This window comes from Bacillus sp. TH13 (genome assembly GCF_016651175.1).
In the GTDB taxonomy this organism is placed as follows: domain Bacteria; phylum Bacillota; class Bacilli; order Bacillales; family Bacillaceae_G; genus Bacillus_A; species Bacillus_A thuringiensis_S.
The window spans coordinates 225,877-239,132 of the sequence record NZ_JAEKEJ010000025.1 but is presented as its reverse complement, the minus strand read 5'-3'; the positions used below and the strand labels follow the sequence as shown (position 1 = coordinate 239,132).

Here is a 13,256-nt window from a genome sequence, read left to right as displayed (position 1 = left end):
AAATTAGTTAAATGGTCATAATAAAATCGTTTGTTTAAAGAAAAAATAGAAAAAACGCCTTACAATAAGGCGTTTTTTCTATTTTCTGCGTATTGATAATATCGCTTTAATGAAATTTTTGATTTGAATCCAGCGAGTTTTATAATTTCTGATTCAGGAGTTTCTTTTTTTATTAAGTTTAAAATATAGGTGTTACGAAAATGTTGTCCTGAAATTCCTTTACGTAAATTGGCTCTAGCCACTTCGAGGCGAATCATTTTTTGTATAGCAATTTCCGTTAATGCCTTTGGTGCATCATTTTCATATACCCACCTGTATGTTCCACGGTTAAAATCGAATGCGACAAACAATGGGTCATCACTATGGTATTTAGGGCGAACTGGTTCTGGGATGCTTTTGTAATAATTATATAGTTGTTTTTTGTCTTCTTTTGCTAATGTAATTGTTCTTTCTACACCTGCGGTTGCTGGGATTGACAATGTGTTAGTTTCAAAGTGAACGTGATGCATTGTTAATGCTGTAAGTTCCTGTAAGGATAAACCGTAGTCAATCAATAGATTTAAAATAGCAATATTGCGATCCATTAATAAGGGGCGCACGGGAAGTTGTTTTTCTGAAAGTCCTTCTAATGAAGTGACTATATACTTTAACCTTTTTTCTTCATCAGGTGAAATGAAATCTTCGTTACGAAGTGTACGGTCTGGTTGGATAGATATTTCCATATTCTTCAATGGATTAGGAATGTTTAGAAAATGATGCATTCTATTTAGTACAATAAATACACGATGCATCGTTTTTTCTGAGTAATGTCGATTCGTTTTTAAATCGGAAAAGTAATCTTCGTAGTCTTTTGTACAAAGTGTAGCCCATATATTACTGGAAGGAAGCTTTTTGTTTTTTTCTAACCAATGTCCGAAGTCTTCAACGTCATAAACATAACGTTTAATAGTTGAGGGTTTTCGGCCTTTATTCAATAAAAAAATAGAAAAGGCTTGTATTGTATCATGGAATTCCGTTGTCTCCATAGTCCCACCACCTTAATTATTTCTTATATTATAGCAAACTTTTCTGAAAATAGGCATTTACAAGGGGGACAGGAATAATAATATTTGGTGAGTGGATAAAATGAGGTGATTGTATGGAACAATCGATGCGAAAGAAAAACAACAATCAAATTAATATTGTGTTAAACCATCGAAAGAAAATTTCTTTGCCAGCCACAGAAAATAAAACGGTAATTTCAAATGAAACTGCAATTAAACATGAAATGCTGCAGAGAATTGAAGAAGAGATGGGGAAGCTTGTTGGGATGGATGATATAAAAAAGATAATAAAAGAAATATATGCTTGGATTTATGTGAATAAAAAAAGACAAGAGAAGGGATTGAAGTCAGAGAAGCAAGTACTTCATATGCTGTTTAAAGGGAATCCAGGTACAGGGAAGACAACTGTTGCTAGAATGATAGGGAAATTGCTGTTTGAGATGAATATTCTATCGAAAGGCCACTTGGTTGAAGCTGAACGTGCTGATCTTGTAGGAGAGTACATCGGTCATACAGCTCAAAAAACAAGAGACTTAATAAAAAAAGCAATGGGAGGTATTTTGTTTATTGATGAGGCGTATTCTTTAGCTCGAGGAGGAGAGAAGGACTTTGGAAAAGAAGCAATTGATACGCTTGTAAAACATATGGAAGATAAACAACATGGTTTTGTATTGATTTTAGCTGGATATTCAAGAGAGATGAATCACTTTCTTTCATTAAATCCAGGGCTGCAATCTCGTTTTCCATTTATTATTGAATTTGCGGATTACTCGGTAAATCAGCTATTGGAAATTGGGAAGAGAATGTATGAAGATCGTGAATATCAGTTATCAAAAGAAGCTGAATGGAAATTTAGGGATCATTTACATGCGGTGAAGTATTCGTCGCAAATTACATCGTTTAGTAATGGACGGTATGTACGGAATATTGTTGAAAAATCAATTCGTACACAGGCGATGCGGTTGTTGCAAGAAGATGCGTATGATAAAAATGATTTAATTGGAATATCGAGTATGGATTTGATGCTCGAAGAGGAGACGCACAGTACATAAACTGTGCGTCGATTTTTGTGTATAAGTTCGTTTACTCTTTTTTTGCTTTTTCTTTGTGTGCTTTATGGAAGCGTTCCATTTTAGCGCTCTTTTCGTGTGCTGAATTAGGATCGTGTCCAAATTGATTTACTGAGCTTTTTTGAGCTCCTTTATTAACGTGGTTTGTCATTTGTATTCACCTCACTTTAAAAATTAGTATAAACATTATATAAAGAAAAAATCGTTAGAAAAGAAAAACCTCTTTACGATAAGTAAAGAGGTTAGATTGCTATTTATGCATTGAACGTTCTTTCGTTTCGATACGTCTGTGCGGTAAATGCCATTTGTAATGAATAGAAACCATGCGGAAGCAAACAATTAAAATGAATAAAATGTAAAGAGCCCAATCGCTAACAATAATTTGAGCGCCAATTAAGAAACCTGCTAAAATTGTCCAAAAGGCATATACTTCAGCACGAAGAACGAGAGGTTTTCTGCGGGCTAAAAGATCGCGAATGATACCGCCGCCGATACCAGTTAAAACAGCTGCTACAATTGTGGCGCTAATTGGTAAATTTAATTTTTGGGCATATAATGCTCCTTGTACAGCAAATGCTGATAAGCCGATAGCGTCAGTGATATTTTCCCACTTTTTCCAATGTCTAATTAACTTATTTGGAAAAAGAAAAATAATAGTCATTGATAAAAGTGCGATTTGGAATAACATGTCTTGTTGCCAAAACGCGACAATCGGATAACCGATTAATAGATTACGAAGGGCACCTCCCCCAAATGCGGTTGCCATTCCTAAAATATACACCCCGAAAATATCATAATCCTCTTCCATTGCAACAATGGCTCCGCTTAGTGCGAAAGCAATTGTGCCTATGATGCTAAAAATCTCCCATGCCATGAATTTTCTCCCCCGCTAACTAGATGAAATGTGCTTCCTCTGCTATTATATTAGAAGGTTTAAATTTCGAAAAGGATGAGTGAACATATTTGATGGAAGAAAAAGAAAAAGTCATATTAGTAGGCTGTCAATTGCCACAAGATGATGATGAAAAATTTATGCATTCCATGAAAGAGCTTGCATCACTAGCGAAGACTGCACGAGCAAAATTGTTAGTGTCAACAACGCAAAAACGACCAAAGTTTCATCCGGCAACTTACATAGGTAAAGGGAAATTAGAAGAGCTTACAATGTTAACTGAAGAATTAGAGCCGGATGTTATTGTATTTAATAATGAATTAACGCCGAGTCAAATTCGGAATTTATCCTCAGTATTAGATGCGAGAGTAATTGATCGAACGCAACTAATACTGGATATTTTTGCGCAACGTGCGAAGTCGAGGGAAGGTAAGCTTCAAGTAGAATTAGCTCAGTTGCAATATACAATGCCGCGTCTTATGGGGCAAGGATTGTCCTTATCGCGTCTTGGTGGTGGTATTGGAACAAGAGGACCGGGTGAGACGAAATTAGAGACGGATCGTCGTCATATTCGATCGCGTATTGATGAAATAAAGAAACAACTCGCAGTTGTTGTAGAACATCGAAAAAGATATCGTGAGAGAAGAAAAGATAATAAAGTATTTCAAGTTTCATTAATAGGGTATACAAATGCAGGGAAATCGACACTGTTTAATAGATTAACGGAAGCTGATACATTTGAAGAAAACCTTCTGTTTGCAACATTAGACCCAACGACGAGGAAGATGCCGTTACCTTCTGGTTATACAGTATTACTAACTGATACTGTTGGTTTTATACAAGATTTACCCACTTCATTAATCGCTGCTTTTCGTTCAACACTGGAAGAGGCGGGGGAAGCAGATGTCATTTTACATGTAGTTGATTCCTCGGATCCTAACTACATAGGGTATGAAAAAACAGTAAAACGATTATTATCAGAACTTGAAATTAACCATATTCCTATTATTACGTTATATAATAAAAAAGATGAATTATATCAAAACTTTATTCCGTTTCCGAAAAGTGATTTCTTAATGACTAGTGCTTTTGAAGAAAGTGATTTATTGCGTATAAAAGAAGCGATAGAAACGCAGATGAAGAAAGAAATGGATCGTTATCGAGTGGAAATCCCTCCGAGTGAAGGTAAGTTGTTAACGCTTTTAAAGACGGAAACGCTATTAGCAAAGATGGAGTTTCTAGAAGATAAATTTGTATATGATTGTGCAGGGTATATTTTTGCTCATTCATCGCTTAATGTGCAATTAAAGAGATTTTTAGTGGAAGAAGGAGAAAATAAAAATGTTTGATCGTTTGAAAAATGGAGAAAAAATTGCTCCAATCGTAAAAGAAGTAGAGAGTCAGATTACAGAAGTACATAAACGTGTGGATGAAGTAATTGAAAGCAATCAGTTTCGTGTATTAGAAAGTTTTCGTAAACATAAAATTAGTGACTCGCATTTTATCCCGACAACAGGTTATGGTTATGATGATATTGGCCGTGATACGTTAGAAAAAGTGTATGCTGATGTATTTGGGGCGGAAGCTGGACTTGTTCGTCCGCAAATTATTTCAGGTACTCACGCTATCTCTACAGCGTTATTTGGTATTTTACGCCCGGGAGATGAGTTATTGTATATCACTGGGAAACCGTATGATACGTTAGAGGAAATTGTTGGTGTACGCGGGAAAGGTGTAGGTTCATTTAAAGAATACAATATCGGTTACAATGCAGTTCCGCTAACTGAAGCTGGGCTTGTTGATTTTGAGTCTGTTGCAGCAGCGATTCATAATAATACGAAAATGATCGGTATTCAGCGCTCGAAAGGTTATGCTACTCGTCCATCGTTTACTATTTCTCAAATTAAAGAGATGATCGCGTTTGTTAAAGAAATTAAACCTGATGTTGTTGTGTTTGTAGATAACTGTTATGGCGAGTTTATTGAAGAGCAAGAGCCATGTCATGTTGGTGCAGATTTAATGGCGGGTTCGCTTATTAAAAACCCGGGGGGCGGAATTGTTAAAACTGGTGGTTATATTGTCGGTAAAGAACAATATGTTGAAGCGTGTGCATATCGTTTAACATCTCCGGGAATTGGTGCGGAAGCTGGAGCGTCTTTATACAGTCTGCAAGAAATGTATCAAGGGTTCTTTTTAGCGCCACATGTTGCGGGACAAGCGCTGAAAGGTGCGGTTTTTACAGCTGCGTTTTTAGAAAAGTTAGGAATGAATACGTCACCAGCGTGGAATGTACCGAGAACAGACTTAATTCAATCTGTTCAATTTGATGATAAAGACCGTATGATCGCCTTCTGCCAAGCGATTCAATATGCATCTCCAATTAATTCGCATTTTACTCCGTATGCAAACTATATGCCAGGTTATGAAGATGATGTGATCATGGCGGCGGGAACGTTTATTCAAGGTGCAAGTATTGAATTGTCTGCTGATGGTCCAATTAGACCGCCATATGTTGCGTATGTGCAAGGTGGCTTAACGTATTCGCATGTTAAAATTGCGATTTGTTCTGCGATTGACGAATTAATTGAAAAGAATTTATTAACAATTTCTTAAAGGGAAGCTGTCGATTTCGGCAGCTTTTTTTCGTATGAAAGTAATGATTTGTACGATTTAAAAAAAGAATGAAAAAAATTATAAAAAATCATGTAAGAAAAGCTAACATCTATTGACACTAAACATAACATGGTATAAAATGAGAAGCAGTTAAGGCGAAGGAGGAACTGAAAAATGAAAGAAGATAGACGTTCTGCCCCGCTGTTTCCTATTGGTATTGTTATGGATTTAACACAATTGTCTGCACGTCAAATTCGCTACTATGAAGAGCATAATCTTGTTTCTCCAACCCGTACAAAGGGGAATCGTAGATTATTTTCATTTAACGATGTAGATAAGTTGTTAGAGATTAAAGATTTGTTAGATCAAGGCTTGAATATGGCTGGTATTAAGCAAGTATTACTAATGAAAGAAAATCAAACAGAAGCAGTGAAAGTAAAAGAAGAAACGAAAGAAATTTCAAAAACTGAGCTTCGCAAAATACTTCGAGATGAACTACAGCATACAGGTAGATTCAATCGAACTTCATTGCGACAAGGTGACATTTCAAGATTTTTTCACTAAAGATAACTGATTCTGAAGGCGATTAGAGGGACTAAGGAGGAATTTATAATGTCTAGATACACAAAAGAAGATATTTTCCGTTTGGCGAAAGAAGAGAATGTAAAGTATATCCGTTTACAATTTACGGATCTTTTAGGGGTAATTAAAAACGTAGAGATTCCAGTGAGACAATTAACGAAAGCTCTTGATAACAAAATGATGTTTGATGGATCTTCGATTGAAGGTTTCGTACGTATTGAAGAATCTGATATGTATTTATATCCTGATTTAGACACTTGGGTAATTTTCCCTTGGACAGCTGAAAAAGGTAAAGTAGCTCGACTAATCTGTGATATTTACAATGCAGATGGCACTCCATTTGATGGAGACCCACGTAACAACTTAAAACGTGTGTTAAAAGAAATGGAAGCTTTAGGGTTTTCAGACTTCAATCTTGGACCAGAGCCAGAATTCTTCCTATTTAAGGTTGATGAAAAAGGAAATCCAACATTAGAACTAAACGATAACGGTGGATACTTCGACCTTGCGCCGATGGATCTAGGGGAAAACTGTCGTCGTGATATCGTTCTTGAACTTGAAGAAATGGGATTTGAAATTGAAGCATCTCACCATGAGGTTGCTCCAGGGCAGCACGAAATTGACTTTAAATATGCAAATGCAATTCGCTCATGTGATGACATTCAAACATTCAAACTTGTTGTAAAAACAATTGCTCGTAAACATGGTTTACACGCAACATTTATGCCAAAACCACTATACGGTGTGAATGGTTCAGGTATGCACTGTAACTTATCATTATTTAAAAATGGTGAGAATGTATTCTTTGATGCAAACGGTGACTTACAATTAAGCGATGATGCTCGTCACTTCATCGCAGGTATTTTGAAACATGCACCAGCATTTACAGCGATAGCAAACCCAACTGTAAACTCATACAAACGTCTAGTACCTGGATATGAAGCGCCTTGTTACGTAGCATGGTCTGCACAAAACCGTAGTCCGTTAGTACGTATCCCTGCATCTCGTGGTATTAGTACACGCGTAGAAGTACGTAGTGTTGACCCAGCTGCAAACCCATATTTAGTAATGGCTACATTATTAGCTGCAGGTCTTGATGGAATTAAAAACAAATTAACTCCACCAGCAGCAGTAGATCGTAACATCTATGTAATGACAAAAGAAGAGCGCGAAGAAGCAGGTATCGTTGACTTACCAGCAACATTAGCGCAAGCATTAGTTACATTACAATCTAATGAAGTAGTATGCGGTGCACTAGGAGAACACTTACTTGAGCACTTCATCGAAGCGAAAGAGATTGAGTGGGATATCTTTAGAACACAAGTTCACCAATGGGAACGCGATCAATATATGTCTCTATACTAAGAGGGTTGAACCCTTGATACAACTCGTATCAAGGGTTTTTTAATTTCTAATTTTTACACTTTTATGTGGTTGCAAAATGAAAAAAGCCACATAAAAGCCACGAATTAATAACAAGTAGTGATATCATAGAAAAACATTATCAGATAAACGTAAGTTTTATATAATTTGTGAAATAAAAAAGCCTTGATACTACGGTATCAGGGCTTTTTTAGTGAAGTTATTGGATATATTAACTACTAGATAATGGATTGTTTTTGGTTATTTTGAATCATGTTACTAAGAAAATCTTTTCAAAAGAATTGATTTTATCTTTTTTTAATCACTTGTGCTATAACTTAATAATTCTTTACTGCCTGTACAACGCGACCAATTATTTTTACATCTTCAGCTGAAAGGTCGTAAGTTTTTGGTTCGTGGATAGGGTCGTTACTCAATGGTATTAAAGTAATGATGCTTCCGGATTTTGAAATCTTTTTCACGGTAGCATCATAACCATTGACTTTTACAACAGCAATTTGTCCGTTTTCAACATAAGGAGTTTCCTCTACTAAAACATAAGAACCATCAGGGAATTCGAGATTCATGCTAGTGCCTTTTACAGTAAGATAAAAATACTTTTTACGCTTGTTTAAAAATGTACTCAGCATGGGTAAATAGCCTTCGATATTTTCTTCAGCGAATATTGGTGTACCAGCTGCTACAGAACCAATGATAGGAATATGAATAATGTTTGATTGATCTTTTTGGATGGTTTCATAAATAGAAACTTCTTCTTTAACAGTATTGTCCTCTTGAGTTGCGAGTCTTTCTAAATCATCAGTAGTGATTCCTAATCCCTTACAAACTTTTATGACATTATCAACAGACGCTTTACCAATCCCTCTTGATAACATGGATTGCAGTGTTGTGGGGGGGAGACCTATTTTTTCGGCGAAGGCTCTTTTGCTATAGCCAGCTTCTTTTATTAAGCGTGTTACAACCTCTGCTTTTTTCATTACTTTCACCATCTTTCTTATTAAAATGTATACGATATTGCGTATTTCTGTATATATCATAACCTAACTAAAATTGTTAGTAAATAGAAAAGTATGCGAAAATGAGTATTAAAATGCGTTTTTTGTTGACTAAATACGAAATTGAGTTTATATTTAAATGGAAATGAACGCAATATCGTACAAAAAAACAGGTGGTGAGTCAATGTATCCGAATTTGCGTGCAGAGATGGCGAGAAAAAGAATTATGATTACACAAATTTCTTCGCATCTGAAACTTCGCCACGCAACAGTGAGCGACAAAATAAATGGTAAATTTCGTTTTTATTATGATGAAGCTTTTGAAATTAAGAAAACTTTTTTCCAGAACATAGTTTGGAATATCTTTTTGAATTTGAAGAAAATGAAGCGAATTGAAATCGGAGGAGATTTACTTAAAATGTAACCCTATAATCGAATTATTGAATGATGATTTAATAAGAGGGTTCATATCAAAGTATTTAATTTAAATTCCGATAACTAGTTAATTTGTAAAAAGAAAGTAACGAATTATGCGTAGTGCGAAATTATCTCAATGCAATAAAGATAGTCCAAAATTAGTAGTGAGGAGGAGATGAGGATGGGGCAATTAACTGACTCATCAGTACATAGTTCATTAGTATTTGAAGTTAATGGCAAAGTAGTAACGGATAGTTTGGTAATTGCGAAGATATTCAAAAAAAATCACTTCGACGTTTTGAAGGAAGTTCGAAAACAAATTGTATATGTAGGTGAAGAGTTTGGAGGAGAAAATTTTCACGAGTCCACTTATTTTAATTCAAAGAACAGGCGAATCCCTAAATATGATTTAACAGAAGAAGCATTCACGTTACTTGTTATGGGATATACCAGTAGAGAAGCGGTTGGAATGAAAATTAAATTTATGAAAGAGTTCAAACGAATGAAGCAATATATACAAAATCAACAAAATGTGCCAAAGGATCCAATGGGGGTTTTAAAGTTAACATTTGCTGCGTTAGAAGGACATACTCAGGAGATACAAGAGATAAAGTCTGAGGTGAAGGGTTTGCGAGAAAATACGCCGCTTTATGCTATCGAGTGTGAAGAGATAACAAGGGCTGTAAAAAGGTTAGGTGTTATGTTATTGGGAGGTAAAAATTCAAATTCTTATCAGGATATCGGCCTTAGAAGGAAGTTATATAGAGATATTTATAGTCAGTTACATCGGGAATTTGGTGTGAATAGTTATAAAGCTATTAAACGTTATCATTTGGATAGAGCAATACAAATTATTAATGAAGAATATTCAATTCCAACTGTTTTAAATGAAGAAATTACAGTTAAAAACTCACAAATAAATATGGCAGACATTCAGTAGGAGGAAAGAACATGCAAAGAAAGATTTTAGTAATTACTAGCAGTTTAGCAGGGTTACCAACTGTCAGTGAATTTAAAACAAAAGAAGATGCAAAAGAGCAGGTTAGAAAGCTTATTCAAAAAGGAATGAGTCAAAATGTGATTCGTATAACACAAGAAATTCCAATGAATATCGAAATTCAAGTGGATGTTGAATTTGAGGAATAAGAGAGGTTTAGAAGAAAATAGATATGGATAGCATGATTGTTTTGAATGAATGCATAAGAAAAGAATCCGTTGCAGCGGATTCTATAAGAAAAAATATCTCTAGATAAGTATAACATTGAATAGCGTTTTTGAGAATTTATGAGGTGGCTAGTATGGGGATTATTCGAGTGAAAAAAGATAGTAATTATTCCGTTATAAATAATACTGGTTTAAAAGATGAAAGGTTGTCATGGAAAGCGAAAGGAATCTTAGCCTATGCGCTTACATTACCAGACGATTGGACTTTTCATATTAGCGAATTAGCTCGACATGCTAAGGATGGAGAAGATTCGCTCCGTACAGGTTTTAAGGAATTAAAAGAATTAGGTTATGTAAAACGTTATCCTGTTCGTGATGGGAATACGAAAAAAATTACAAGGTGGGATACGGAAATTTACGAAACGCCACAAAGGAACATGCCACAAGTGGAAAACCAAGATGTGGTAAAGCCATATGAGGAAAATCAGAAACTACTAAATACTAATAGACTAACTACTAATAAACGAAATACTAATGATTATGATGATATGGATAAATTAGAATCTCGTGTATTCATCAATGAGAGGGTTAAAGTAAGTTGTAACTTTATTAAGGGGAGGGGCATTCCGTTAAGTGAAATTGCAATTGCAGAGTTGGGGAGTTTTTGTAATTTGTTTAGTGATGAGTTAATTCAGCATGCAATTAATAAAGCCGTTGATGAGAATGCGCCAAGATGGAACTACATTAAGGCTATATTGAGGAATTGGAAGGAGCAAGAAGTTAAAACATTAGTTGATGTGGCCATACTAGATAGACGTTTTGAAATGAGCAAGAAAAAGAAATATAACGGGACAGGTAGGAAGTATTCAAATAGAAAAGAGATTGTACCCGATTGGTTATATAAAGATGATGAATCAACAAATCTAGAAGAGGAAAGAAAAACTGTGCAGTCTATTGATGAAGAGCGTGAGAGATTACAAGAAGTGTTAAATAAATATAGGTCATAAGAAAAAACGTTAGATGATTTTGTTATTTTGAAATATATTACCTTAATAAAAAATAATACATTTATATTCTTTAAAGATTCCCGATGCATAGTGAACAGTATTATAAAGATATTAGTGAATGTTTGGATCAAGTATGAACCATTTGTAATTTCAGTTTATTTCTTAAAGTTCTATGGGAACTGTTAGAAGTTTTTTCAAAAGGATTCAGGAATTAATTACAATATCTGAATTCTAAAGATGTAAGGAACTTATCAATAGAGGGTAAAAAATGTTAGGAAAGGGTTGTGTTTATAAAATGAAAGATAATTTACAAGTAATAAAGATTGAAAAAGTTAATAAGCATATTCATTCTATTAAATTAGTATTAAGAGACTTTGTAAAAAGAACGGAAGTGGGTGAATCGGTAAGTGTTCGAATGGCTCAAAGATTATAAGAAGTTAGAAGAAGAAATTACTTATTTAGAATACAACTTAGATAAATCAAAAGCCGAATTGAAGCGTTGGATTAGTGGTGATTTGCAAAATGTACGATTAACCGCTGAATCGGAAGGGGCTAAGGTAGAAGGACGAATTGAAGTAATTGAATATGAATTAGCTTATAAGATGAATGAAGAGTATGATTTAAAGCTTTTAATTAATAAATTTACAGGACTGGATCATCAAATACTTAAAATGAAATATGTTGATGGAATGACTTTAGAACAAATAGCGTTTGAATTACATTATAGTACAGGCTATATTCGCCGAAAACATGCTGAAATAAGAAAGATTGTCAAGTTTTTAGATGGGTTTTAATGTTACCTTTTTGTAGGATACATGCAGTGTACAGAAAGTATTGAAAAAGTGATTTATAGTAGTAATATAAGATTTCGACGAAAGGGCAACTATTTTTATGGTTGCTCTTTTTGTTGTGAAAGAAGGTGAGTAACGTGAAGTGATTTTATAGATAAATGGGCATTTGGCTCCCGGTTATATTTAGTAAAGTAGTAGGTTTACAGGCGAAAATAATAGCAAATAAGGAGATGTTTAATGATGAATTTATTAGCTGCTTCAGTCAAAACAAAGAATTTGCCACAACAAGTGTTACGTTGGCAATCAATGGTAGAAAGTGAATGTTCCGCACAAGGAGTACCTGAGTTAGTTCCTTACGTACTTGGAATTATTATGGTGGAAAGTGGAGGGAACTCTGAAACAACACCCGATATTATGCAGTCCAGTGAATCACAAGGTTGGCCAATGAATACAATTAAAAATCCTAAGGATTCAATTTATTACGGAGTAAAGCATTTAAAGGGAGCTTTTGATGATGCAAAGAAAAATGGTATTACAGATTTAAGTGCCATTGTTCAATCGTATAATTTTGGACGAGCTTACCTTCGCTGGTTAGCTTCTAACAATAAACAGCATTCATTACCGGTAGCAGATTTGTATTCTAAAACAGTTGTTGCGCCATCACTCGGAAATACAACTGGTGCTATGGTGAAATATAGTCACCCTATCGCTGTTGCCTACAATGGAGGTTATCGATATAAAAACGGGGGGAATTTCTTCTACTCTGAAATTGTTAAACAATATGTAGATTTTGATGGAGGAACTGGTGGTGGTGACAATAAGCCGTTACAACCAAAAGGACTGGGAATTGCAACGTCTAAATACCCAGAAGGATGGGGCATCAATTTATATAGTGGCCCTGGAAAAGATGCTTGGTTCACAGGTCATGTCATTAATACAAAAATGCCATATTTAATTATAGATGCTGCTTGGTATGGCGGGAATGAAAATATGCTTTGCTTAGGTTGGGAAGCCTGGGCGAAAGAAGAACACTTTGAAGTGCAGTGGTTCCATGCTTACTCAAAATATCCAGCAGGTTATGGTATTAACACATATGATGGTCCAAATGGAAATTATAAAGGAAATGTGGATGGATCTTATCCATATGGTGTTTTTGCGAGAAAAGATGGTTACATTGATATTGGACAAAACACATGGGTAAAAGAAGAACATTTTAATGTAAGGTAATAACAAAGGTTTTTTATTATTTGATTTTAAATTATAAATTTTAATATATAGAAAAAATATAAAAGGGTGCTT

At 34.8% G+C, this 13,256-nt stretch carries 15 protein-coding genes and 1 pseudogene; 12 read left to right on the top strand and 4 right to left on the bottom strand.

Features of this window, described 5'->3' with window-relative positions:
- Positions 1-59: 59 nt before the first annotated feature.
- Positions 60-1,025, bottom strand: coding sequence for a tyrosine-type recombinase/integrase (locus JFU02_RS09465; protein WP_000450326.1), 966 nt, complete (start codon positions 1,023-1,025; stop codon positions 60-62).
- Between the two features lie 113 nt (positions 1,026-1,138).
- On the opposite strand from JFU02_RS09465, the gene spoVK reads away from it, so the two are divergent.
- Positions 1,139-2,095 (top strand): stage V sporulation protein K, encoded by a 957-nt coding sequence (gene spoVK / locus JFU02_RS09460; RefSeq protein ID WP_000438195.1) that lies wholly within the window; start codon positions 1,139-1,141, stop codon positions 2,093-2,095.
- 31 nt (positions 2,096-2,126) lie between these two features.
- Here the strand turns inward: spoVK and JFU02_RS09455 are convergent, their stop codons facing one another.
- Both JFU02_RS09455 and JFU02_RS09450 read right to left on the bottom strand, forming a co-directional pair.
- Positions 2,127-2,264: a hypothetical protein gene (locus tag JFU02_RS09455; RefSeq protein ID WP_000181504.1), complete on the bottom strand. Its 138-nt coding sequence runs from the start codon at positions 2,262-2,264 to the stop codon at positions 2,127-2,129.
- A 99-nt stretch (positions 2,265-2,363) separates the two neighbouring features.
- Positions 2,364-2,987: a trimeric intracellular cation channel family protein gene (locus JFU02_RS09450; RefSeq protein WP_000312267.1), complete on the bottom strand. Its 624-nt coding sequence runs from the start codon at positions 2,985-2,987 to the stop codon at positions 2,364-2,366.
- Positions 2,988-3,079: 92 nt separating this feature from the next.
- Here JFU02_RS09450 and hflX point away from each other — a divergent pair, with 92 nt between their 5' ends.
- The 4 genes from hflX to glnA all read left to right on the top strand — a co-directional run bounded on the left by hflX (position 3,080) and on the right by glnA (position 7,565).
- Positions 3,080-4,354 carry a GTPase HflX gene (gene hflX, locus JFU02_RS09445; RefSeq protein WP_116366071.1) on the top strand — a complete coding sequence of 425 codons (1,275 nt, stop codon included), beginning with the start codon at positions 3,080-3,082 and terminating at the stop codon, positions 4,352-4,354.
- A complete protein-coding gene (locus tag JFU02_RS09440; RefSeq protein WP_201070837.1) occupies positions 4,347-5,618 on the top strand; it encodes a methionine gamma-lyase family protein in 1,272 nt (423 codons plus the stop codon). The genes hflX and JFU02_RS09440 overlap by 8 nt, the downstream gene beginning before the upstream one ends.
- Before the next feature lie 174 nt (positions 5,619-5,792).
- Entirely contained in the window at positions 5,793-6,182 is a 390-nt protein-coding gene (gene glnR, locus JFU02_RS09435; protein ID WP_000656783.1) for a transcriptional repressor GlnR, read from the top strand.
- 48 nt (positions 6,183-6,230) lie between these two features.
- A complete protein-coding gene (glnA, locus tag JFU02_RS09430; RefSeq protein WP_000092763.1) occupies positions 6,231-7,565 on the top strand; it encodes a type I glutamate--ammonia ligase in 1,335 nt (444 codons plus the stop codon).
- A gap of 335 nt (positions 7,566-7,900) precedes the next feature.
- Here the strand turns inward: glnA and JFU02_RS09425 are convergent, their stop codons facing one another.
- Positions 7,901-8,560 (bottom strand): LexA family protein, encoded by a 660-nt coding sequence (locus JFU02_RS09425; protein ID WP_042972619.1) that lies wholly within the window; start codon positions 8,558-8,560, stop codon positions 7,901-7,903.
- Positions 8,561-8,762: 202 nt separating this feature from the next.
- Here JFU02_RS09425 and JFU02_RS09420 point away from each other — a divergent pair.
- The 7 genes and pseudogenes from JFU02_RS09420 to JFU02_RS09390 all read left to right on the top strand — a co-directional run bounded on the left by JFU02_RS09420 (position 8,763) and on the right by JFU02_RS09390 (position 13,184).
- A pseudogene (locus tag JFU02_RS09420) lies at positions 8,763-8,974 on the top strand (hypothetical protein).
- A 202-nt stretch (positions 8,975-9,176) separates the two neighbouring features.
- The gene (locus tag JFU02_RS09415) at positions 9,177-9,935 is read left to right on the top strand and encodes an ORF6C domain-containing protein (RefSeq protein ID WP_000531299.1); all 759 of its coding nucleotides are present in this window, start codon (positions 9,177-9,179) and stop codon (positions 9,933-9,935) included.
- An 11-nt stretch (positions 9,936-9,946) separates the two neighbouring features.
- The gene (locus JFU02_RS09410; RefSeq protein ID WP_001189064.1) at positions 9,947-10,141 is read left to right on the top strand and encodes a hypothetical protein; all 195 of its coding nucleotides are present in this window, start codon (positions 9,947-9,949) and stop codon (positions 10,139-10,141) included.
- Positions 10,142-10,293: 152 nt separating this feature from the next.
- A complete protein-coding gene (locus JFU02_RS09405) occupies positions 10,294-11,166 on the top strand; it encodes a DnaD domain protein (RefSeq protein ID WP_000511423.1) in 873 nt (290 codons plus the stop codon).
- Positions 11,167-11,434: 268 nt separating this feature from the next.
- Complete coding sequence (locus JFU02_RS09400) at positions 11,435-11,599, top strand: hypothetical protein (protein ID WP_000900737.1); 165 nt, start codon at positions 11,435-11,437, stop codon at positions 11,597-11,599.
- The gene (locus JFU02_RS09395; RefSeq protein ID WP_000464433.1) at positions 11,574-11,960 is read left to right on the top strand and encodes a hypothetical protein; all 387 of its coding nucleotides are present in this window, start codon (positions 11,574-11,576) and stop codon (positions 11,958-11,960) included. The genes JFU02_RS09400 and JFU02_RS09395 overlap by 26 nt, the downstream gene beginning before the upstream one ends.
- Positions 11,961-12,197: 237 nt before the next feature.
- Positions 12,198-13,184 carry a lysozyme family protein gene (locus tag JFU02_RS09390; protein ID WP_176520058.1) on the top strand — a complete coding sequence of 329 codons (987 nt, stop codon included), beginning with the start codon at positions 12,198-12,200 and terminating at the stop codon, positions 13,182-13,184.
- The last annotated feature ends 72 nt before the right edge of the window (positions 13,185-13,256 follow it).